Origin of the sequence: Salibacterium halotolerans (assembly GCF_900115625.1) — a bacterium.
In the GTDB taxonomy this organism is placed as follows: Bacteria; Bacillota; Bacilli; order Bacillales; family Marinococcaceae; genus Salibacterium; species Salibacterium halotolerans.
The window spans coordinates 1-7,578 of sequence record NZ_FOXD01000042.1 but is presented as its reverse complement, the minus strand read 5'-3'; the positions used below and the strand labels follow the sequence as shown (position 1 = coordinate 7,578).

8 protein-coding genes and 1 pseudogene are annotated in these 7,578 nt (G+C 42.0%); 4 read left to right on the top strand and 5 right to left on the bottom strand.

The window, feature by feature from the left end; all coding sequences use genetic code 11:
- The first annotated feature begins 462 nt into the window (after positions 1–462).
- The 3 genes from BM124_RS18275 to BM124_RS18265 all read left to right on the top strand — a co-directional run bounded on the left by BM124_RS18275 (position 463) and on the right by BM124_RS18265 (position 3,928).
- A complete protein-coding gene (locus BM124_RS18275; RefSeq protein WP_093339940.1) occupies positions 463–867 on the top strand; it encodes a VOC family protein in 405 nt (134 codons plus the stop codon).
- Positions 868–1,150: 283 nt separating this feature from the next.
- Positions 1,151–2,500 carry a hypothetical protein gene (locus BM124_RS18270; RefSeq protein WP_244504412.1) on the top strand — a complete coding sequence of 450 codons (1,350 nt, stop codon included), beginning with the start codon at positions 1,151–1,153 and terminating at the stop codon, positions 2,498–2,500.
- Between the two features lie 261 nt (positions 2,501–2,761).
- Positions 2,762–3,928 (top strand): MFS transporter, encoded by a 1,167-nt coding sequence (locus BM124_RS18265; protein ID WP_093339934.1) that lies wholly within the window; start codon positions 2,762–2,764, stop codon positions 3,926–3,928.
- A gap of 311 nt (positions 3,929–4,239) precedes the next feature.
- On the opposite strand, the gene BM124_RS18260 is transcribed toward BM124_RS18265, so the two are convergent.
- From BM124_RS18260 to BM124_RS18245, 4 genes and pseudogenes are all read right to left on the bottom strand, one after another.
- A complete protein-coding gene (locus BM124_RS18260) occupies positions 4,240–4,539 on the bottom strand; it encodes a muconolactone Delta-isomerase family protein (RefSeq protein WP_093339931.1) in 300 nt (99 codons plus the stop codon).
- Positions 4,540–4,722: 183 nt separating this feature from the next.
- The gene (locus BM124_RS19420; protein ID WP_244504411.1) at positions 4,723–5,139 is read right to left on the bottom strand and encodes an MFS transporter; all 417 of its coding nucleotides are present in this window, start codon (positions 5,137–5,139) and stop codon (positions 4,723–4,725) included.
- A gap of 25 nt (positions 5,140–5,164) precedes the next feature.
- A pseudogene (locus BM124_RS18250) lies at positions 5,165–5,869 on the bottom strand (MFS transporter); the annotation flags it as partial.
- A 188-nt stretch (positions 5,870–6,057) separates the two neighbouring features.
- Positions 6,058–6,345, bottom strand: coding sequence for an ArsR/SmtB family transcription factor (locus tag BM124_RS18245; protein WP_090926682.1), 288 nt, complete (start codon positions 6,343–6,345; stop codon positions 6,058–6,060).
- A 184-nt stretch (positions 6,346–6,529) separates the two neighbouring features.
- On the opposite strand from BM124_RS18245, the gene BM124_RS18240 reads away from it, so the two are divergent.
- Complete coding sequence (locus BM124_RS18240) at positions 6,530–6,865, top strand: SDR family NAD(P)-dependent oxidoreductase (protein ID WP_093339920.1); 336 nt, start codon at positions 6,530–6,532, stop codon at positions 6,863–6,865.
- A gap of 197 nt (positions 6,866–7,062) precedes the next feature.
- Here the strand turns inward: BM124_RS18240 and BM124_RS18235 are convergent.
- The coding region (locus BM124_RS18235; RefSeq protein WP_212634987.1) for an acyltransferase family protein at positions 7,063–7,578 on the bottom strand (516 nt) is incomplete at its 5' end.

The following is a 7,578-nucleotide window of genomic DNA, read 5'->3' as shown; positions in this document are numbered from 1 at the left end:
ATTTCCTTTTTTCCTCCAAGGTAGCCTCTCTATCTCAAAAGGAGTCACACCTTATTTATTTTAAAAATGTGTCTTGACAAAGGGGTCCACTTTAGAACGAACATGCTTTCACTGTATGATCGTATCTTTTTAATTCATAATTCGATACATGTGGATATATTAAAAAGGTCTAAGTAATAGATTGATAAAGATTGCCTTTCTTTGGGAAGAATCGGCTGAAAACATGCAACTAGGAGTAATCCAGTGAAAGGGGGAATGCGTTCAGTTCGCAGGAAAAGGATTCGGCACCAAATTTCTTATCGTTTGATCAAGTTGGGGGAGTTAACTCCATTTTCTCCCTGGCTCCGTACTATGCGGTTCACCTGTCTTGAGGAAGTTGATGTATCTTTAGGTTAAACTGTTGAGCCCTCGAAGGACTATACAAACAACGATATTTCTAATTGTGAGAAAGGAAGAATAGACATGAACATCTTAAAAGTATATACCCCCGTTTTTATACAAAACGATCAGTTGGAGGAAAGCATTGCTTTTTATGAACAATTACTCGGGGAACGTAACGATTTGCGCTTCTTGTTTCGCGCGGGTGGTTTAGAGATAGCGACAGTGAGCTCGATACTACTGGTTGCAGGCTCAGAAAGTGCAATAGCGCCTGTGAAAGAGATGAAGCTTGCACTGCTTGTTGATTCGCTCAATGAGTGGAAAGAAGAACTTATCAAGAAGGGAGCGACTATTCTTTCGGAGCCTCAAGAAGTTCCGACAGGCTATAACATGTTTGTACGACATACAGATGGCTCGCTTGTTGAGTATATTGAGTGGGTAAATGAAAAGGTAGATGCTATCAACCTCATCAAGAATAAGAGGCATTGAAGTAATAATCATCCAGGGGTACGGCAACGATTTCTGCCTTTTTGGGCCATAAGACTTTTGGGTTATTTTTCGATAAGTATAAATTCATTAAATTATAGTTTTAAATGAACGAACATGCTTTCACTGTATGATCGTATCCTTTTAATCCAAAAAGGGTATGCATTTGTCATGTAAAATGTGTTCAGTTCTATAGTAGTAAATTCATTTTAAAAAAGGAGAGGGTAACAATATGTCGGAATATCGGTTAAATGTAGGGAATCGAAGCATTGTATGGGGAACTCGTATGAACATCGATTCAAAGATAGGTGATTTTACTAATACTATAACACTCCAGGATAATGGAACAGTGGATTGGGATCTTCCCGCAGGTGTATATCGAGCCAAGGATATCGTAAGAGAAGCGGACGCATTGTTGGAGGCCATACTTGTTCAGCTTGGAAAGGCGGCTGACGCAGAGGCGCTGCTGTATAACCTTAAGGTTAATCTGGCGATTTCCGGAAAAGAATCGGATCTTCCGCTCGGGCAGCTTGCTCTTAAGACAAAGTCCGGCATTGAACTAACCCGGCAGGCGAAGCGTATTGGAGAAAGCATTTCCCGCTGGGCCTGCGAGTTCAACGCTAAAAAATGGGGATCCGAAACCTACGGAAGCTCTACGATCGATCACTTGCAATTCAGAAGCCAATGCGATAACCATCTCTGGACATATCGGGTGGCTAACATGCTGATGGGATCTGCGGGCGGTCCTGTCGTGATGCAGCTGTTCAACGAATACCTGCATCAGCTCATCTTGTTAAGGGATGCGCTCCTGCCTTTTGAAAATTGGGAGGAAGTGCCGATCGAAATACCGGTGGACAACAGCCACGTCAAAGGCATGAGATTTGTGGAACGTGGCAGGGAAGCATTTTTATCCAAGTTACTGGGTAAAAAAATGTCTCACAAGGCGATTGTACAATTTTCCCAAAGCGTACTAAGTCCGGAGCTGTCTACGGTTGGATATGGATTTCAATACCGGATTGGCACCATACTTCCAGCAAGTTTGGGTACAGAACCCCTGACTGGATCCCGGTATTTGCTTCGCTGGCATCCTGTACAAACGGTGATGACTGGTAACGACGACAAGTCTGCACCCGTAGCTTTAGACTATGAACACAGCGAGTATTACGTCGCACCCCGGAGTCAGACCGCCGAAGGCAGCCAGAGCGATGGATTGCAGTTGCCTGATCAGGGACTGAAAAGCATAGATCAAGCCAGGATTATTCCATCCGGCGATCAGGAGCGGGTCGTGTTGCATTACAAGCTGCATATCAACGCTGCCGAGTATACTGTGGATCTCGGCCAGGCTTTTAGAGGCCACAGGTTTATATATCGTCCGGTGGAGCACGCAGGGTCGAATTCAGAGCGTACGGAGATCAGCAGCCACTATGCCTCTGACATTCTTAATCTGCCTGGACTGGTAACAGATGAATCGGGGACGCATTTTATTTCTGCCGATGGCAACCCTCTTGTGCAATGGGCTTTGCTGGGGAGACTCTATCCCGAAAATGTGGTTTTATTGGCCAAAGGAGATAAGGAGGAGTTGAAAGCGGCTTCTGTTTCTGGCAAGGGGTTTGGAACGCAATTTTTAGTGTTGTAAGTCCTGGGCAATAATGGCGGATCTTGATTATAGCTGTTGTGGTCAAATTAAGCTAACTCTGTATTTAGTTTTTCTTTTTTAGACGTAAAAGTAATATCCGGGTGGCACACATGTTGGTTGGAATTAAAGTTTGGTCTAAAACACTTCACAAATCCGTTTTTCGGAAATAGCGGAACTAAACTAAAATAAGTTGAACATATTTTTTATATATCGATATATGTAAATATATAAATTTATGGTTTAATTGAAGGAGAGTTGAAAATGGGCAAAAAATGGGCCATTTATTTGCTTGCTTTTGGTGGCTTTGTCATGGGATCTGCTGAAATGGGCGTATTAGGTATAATAGGAATAATTGCACAGGATACGAATGTGTCTGTAGGTGTTGCCGGGCAATTAGTAAGCGTCTATGCGATTGTATTTGCAATCGGCTCACCTATTCTTATCTCGTTGACTTCAAAAATGGAGAGAAAAAAATTACTGCTCCTGTCTTTTACGATTTTTATGATTGGTAACTTGGTTGCTTTTTTTAGTCCTAGCTTTACTGTGCTACTGATTTCCAGAATTATTCTGGCCTCAAGCCAAGGTGTGTTTACCGTAGTTGCGTTGACTGTAGGTTCCAGTCTGGTAGAAGAGGAAAAACGCGGAAGTGCTATGGGAATGATTTTAATGGGGTTTAGTTCGGCCTTGGTGCTCAGTGCCCCTCTTGGAACATTGGTAGGTGAGTATTGGGGATGGCATTGGATATTTATGTTCATCTTTATCCTGTCTGTATTTGCGATGATTGGTACTGCCATTTCCATTCCGAAATTGGAAGGACAAAATGCTGTTTCGTTGAAAAACCAATTTACGATTTTACACGATAAGCGTATCATTAGTGCGCTGCTGATTACTTTTTTTTGGATCCTCGGATATCAATTAGTCTTTACCTATATATCACCCTTTTTAAAAAGTGCTGCGTCTCTTAGCGCCGAGAAGATTAGTGTTGCACTGTTCATTTGTGGGACATTTTCAGTGATAGGTACACGATTGGGAGGTTTTGCAGCTGATAAATGGGGAATTTACCGAACGCTGCTCTGTAGTCTGTTGCTCAATGCTGCTGTGTTGTTTGTACTTCCCTGGGTGCTGACTACCCTTATAGGTGCTTTGTTTATCCTTGCCATTTGGTTCGGTTCTACCTGGGCGACAACTCCGGTTCTGCAGCACTACCTTGTATCGCTTTCTCCGAACTCCTCTGATTTAGCAATTGGCTTAAATAATTCAGTTCTTCAATTCGGAATGTCGGTAGGAGCCGGTGTAGGAGGATGGGTGATCAGCCAAACATCCATCATGAGTCTGGGCTGGGCAGGAACTATTAGTGTCATAATCGGTCTGCTTGTTACATTTTACTCGTTTTCATTAAAGAATAGAAACACGGAGCAACATGCTTAAAGGCAGGGATTCCAATGGACTGGCGTATTGTTTGTTCTTGTGACAAAAACTATTTCAATCCGCCGCTATTTCCACAAGAAGTTATTCAATAATTGGGCCATATTGTTGAACAAATAATTGTCTTATCGGGAAAATTAACTATTGGCTGATCTGCAGACAACCTTCTAATATTTACATCAATTTGCATTAGAACGTTATTAGAGTGATTGAAATACTTACAAATGCTTAATTAGCGCATTAAGTATGTAGAGGCATCCAAGCACAGACTAAAATAGTCTGTGCTTGGATGCCTCCTTAGTAATTATCACCGGCTAGCTATGTGAATTGCTCGAAGTATTAACCGTCATCGGATGTGAAGCAAGCGCGGTTACCTTAATATTAGCATAGGGCTTAACGGGCAAACTTTCCAAGATTTGTTCGAGTTTATCGGCATCTGGTGCGGACCAGATGCCGATGTTGGAGCGGGTGCCGGGAAGTCGCCAAAAGTGACGTAGCACGTTCTCCTCCATTAACTCTCTACCGCGAACTCGCTCACGCTTGATTAGGTCAGCACACTCGTCGGAGGGTAGTTCATAGGCGCGTGAAGCATCGATTTCTACTAGGAAATCCATATGATTGTTATTCCTCCTTCTATTTATTAGGATGATTTAGAAGCATCATTAGATTATGACGTAATTATCATAAGCCTATATTCGCTAAATTTAAGAAAACATTATACTATCTTTTACATCATTAAGGTCATTCAAATACAGGAAACGAACTCCACTCAGATGAGGATAGTCAGTCGAATTTGTTTAAGTCATGGAATTCGCGGTCATTTCCTGCTTCATTTTTGTTGGAATGAGGACGGCCATCAAAATGACCAATATTGCAATAAAAACGGCAAAGATAAAAATGGCCCCATATAATCCGATCCATTCAGCAATGAAACCAATACCAATGACAGGCAGGCCTACCCCAGTATATATAATCACATATAAGCTCGAAACAACATCCCCTCGCCGACTTTCCGGGACGACTTCATTGACAAGCGCCATGCTCCCCATGAAGGAGAGACCTTGTCCGAGTCCGGTGATGATAGCACTGATCATTAACAATAAAACGGATTGTATGGGGACCGCGAATAAGACCCCTGCAAGGCCAATGATCAATAAACTGAGCCCAGAGATCATAGACGTCTGAAAAGCTAGATTTTTGAGCGTAAACTGCATGATGGCTGAAGCTACAAATACTAGAAATACCACCCCCCCCCGTAACGGCTAAATTATGAATCCCCATCAGTGACGAGATATACGAAGGTAAAAGGGACATGAACAAGGCCATCACCGACCATGCAGCAAAAGATGTAACAGCGCCCATTATAAAAGGCATACGAATCGTGGAGGGGACACTTGGTCGTTGCAGTCGCCAGCTTCCTGACGATTTTGATTTTATTGTTTCACTCATAATAAGGATCGCAATAAATCCTGGAATGAATAAAATGATATGAACAATATACGGCAAAACAAGGGGGCTCGGCGCATATTGGGCAAGGATTCCCCCTAAAAGCGGTCCGACGCCACTCCCACCAGCCGTTGCAATCGTAGCAACTAGCGAAGCAGTCTTTCGATGATCGGGACGTAGTTCAACCAATGCTGCTGTAGCTGTTCCACTCATCATTCCTGCTGCTAATCCCTGCAGGCCACGCGCGACAAATAACCATACTAGATTTGTAGCGAAAACAAATGTAGCAGAACCTGCAGCTGCAATCACCAGTCCTATTAGAAGCACCTTTTTTCTTCCAAACCGGTCGGATAGCTGTCCGAAAACCAACAAGGAAGGAATAAGAACGAGGGCGTATACAGCAAAAATCAACGATATTATACCCGATGAGAAACCCATTTGATGTTGATATACACTGTATAAAGGCGAAGGAATATTGGTGCCTGCCATTAATATCATGAGAGAATAACCAACTAACCAAAAAGCTGCGTTACTGTTTTTATGCATTGATAATCACCTCTGTTTGAAATGTTCATCTGAAGTAACTTTTCCTAAATTCGCGGCCATAGGTACTGCAATACAATCCAATAATACAAAGTAACATTGTTTTAAAACTATTTAACTAACATTCGAAAAAACTGACCACACTAGAGTGTAGCCAAAAACCCCGGTAAATAATGATCAAATGTTTCTTTATTTAAAGAAACATATTTTGTTACACCTTCACGTTCAATCGAAACTAATTGTGCATCAGATAAAATTTTTAAATGATATGAACTGTTGGACTTGCTGATTTCCAACCTCCCTCCAATATCCAAACACATTAGGCGATTGTTCTCGTGGAATAGTAAACGAATCATCCGTATTCTTTTTTCATCTGCCAACGCATTAAATACCTTCATACGTTGCTGGTCATTTGTTTCTTTTAAAGTCATAACATTATTGTACTATAAAGATTAAAAATGTCAACACGCGCGCACAATGAGTTTTATCCATGAATGAATATTGTGAACTTAGTTTTCTAAACAACTATATTTCAGACCCCGCCCTTACTTAGAACGGGGTTATGCATGTTTAAGGTTATAAAATTAAAAAGAATATTGTCACTTTACAAAGGCAATTGCTGAAAGGGATGCTTCTTTAGGTGCTGATATTGTAGTTAATTATACAAATAACAAAGCATCGGCCAAGATGACTGTATCCAATATACAAAAATATGGTATCAAAGCACTATTGATTCAGGCAGACATTTCAAAGTTGGGTAAAATTCGAATCATGTTCGCAACTACATTAAAGGAGCTTGAAAAAATGGACATTATAGTAGCGAACGCAGTCGTTGAGGTTGTTAACCTTCCGGCAATTGATATGATTGAGGAAGATTATGACAGATTATTTACCATCAATACAAAGGGTGCATTTTTCACGATACAAGAGGCCGCAAACACGTGGGGGTAACGGACGAATTATTTACATTTCTTCAAGCACTATCACTAATGCCCTTGAGGGCAAGGCTTTGTACAGCAGCAGTAAACTGGCGCCGATGTATCTGGTAGAGGTACCTGCAAAGGAAATTGGACAATACAAACAACTTGAAGAAATAGGAATGGATATCCAGCCCCCTCCATCTACGAATCGTTTCCGCAGCTCTTTTATCATCCTGTTGATCCTGAAACATCTTTGGAACGTCTATTTGTCTTCCCTATTCCCTTTTTCACTTTGTAACGGATTGGTTTTTCAACAAATCGCCAGGAAACGGCAGCAATCACGATAACAGCGGCCAGTTGTATAATGATCTGAAGGATGGACAGATTTTCCACTGCTGTAGCCGAGAAAGTCAACACTAGAATCGGGTAATGCCAGATATAGATGCCATAGGAACGAACACCCAGCCAACGAAGCGGCCCAAATCCCAGCACACGACCGATCCAAGTCGAAGGATGAACCGCAGCGGCGATGATGGCTGTTGTTGCGATACACTGAATCACCATTCCGCCCCTGTAAAGAAAAGTTTCATGTTGATTAATCTGCCCAAACATCCAAATCAAGCACACGACGCCAGCAATCCCAACGATATCCAAAGCGAAGCGCAAAGGTTTGTAATTAGCTATATGTCCCGTAAGTTTGTGGCTGGGCAAGCATAATGCCAGAGCTGCTCCAATCAATAAGGA

Excerpts from the sequence above, each read along its gene's own strand:
- BM124_RS18245 (WP_090926682.1), bottom strand. The coding sequence starts at position 6,345 with ATGACTTTAAAAGAAACAAATGACCAGCAACGTATGAAGGTATTTAAT.
- BM124_RS18275 (WP_093339940.1), top strand. The coding sequence starts at position 463 with ATGAACATCTTAAAAGTATATACCCCCGTTTTTATACAAAACGATCAG.
- BM124_RS18270 (WP_244504412.1), top strand. The coding sequence starts at position 1,151 with ATGAACATCGATTCAAAGATAGGTGATTTTACTAATACTATAACACTC.
- BM124_RS18265 (WP_093339934.1), top strand. The coding sequence starts at position 2,762 with ATGGGCAAAAAATGGGCCATTTATTTGCTTGCTTTTGGTGGCTTTGTC.
- BM124_RS19420 (WP_244504411.1), bottom strand. The coding sequence starts at position 5,139 with ATGCAGTTTACGCTCAAAAATCTAGCTTTTCAGACGTCTATGATCTCT.
- BM124_RS18260 (WP_093339931.1), bottom strand. The coding sequence starts at position 4,539 with ATGGATTTCCTAGTAGAAATCGATGCTTCACGCGCCTATGAACTACCC.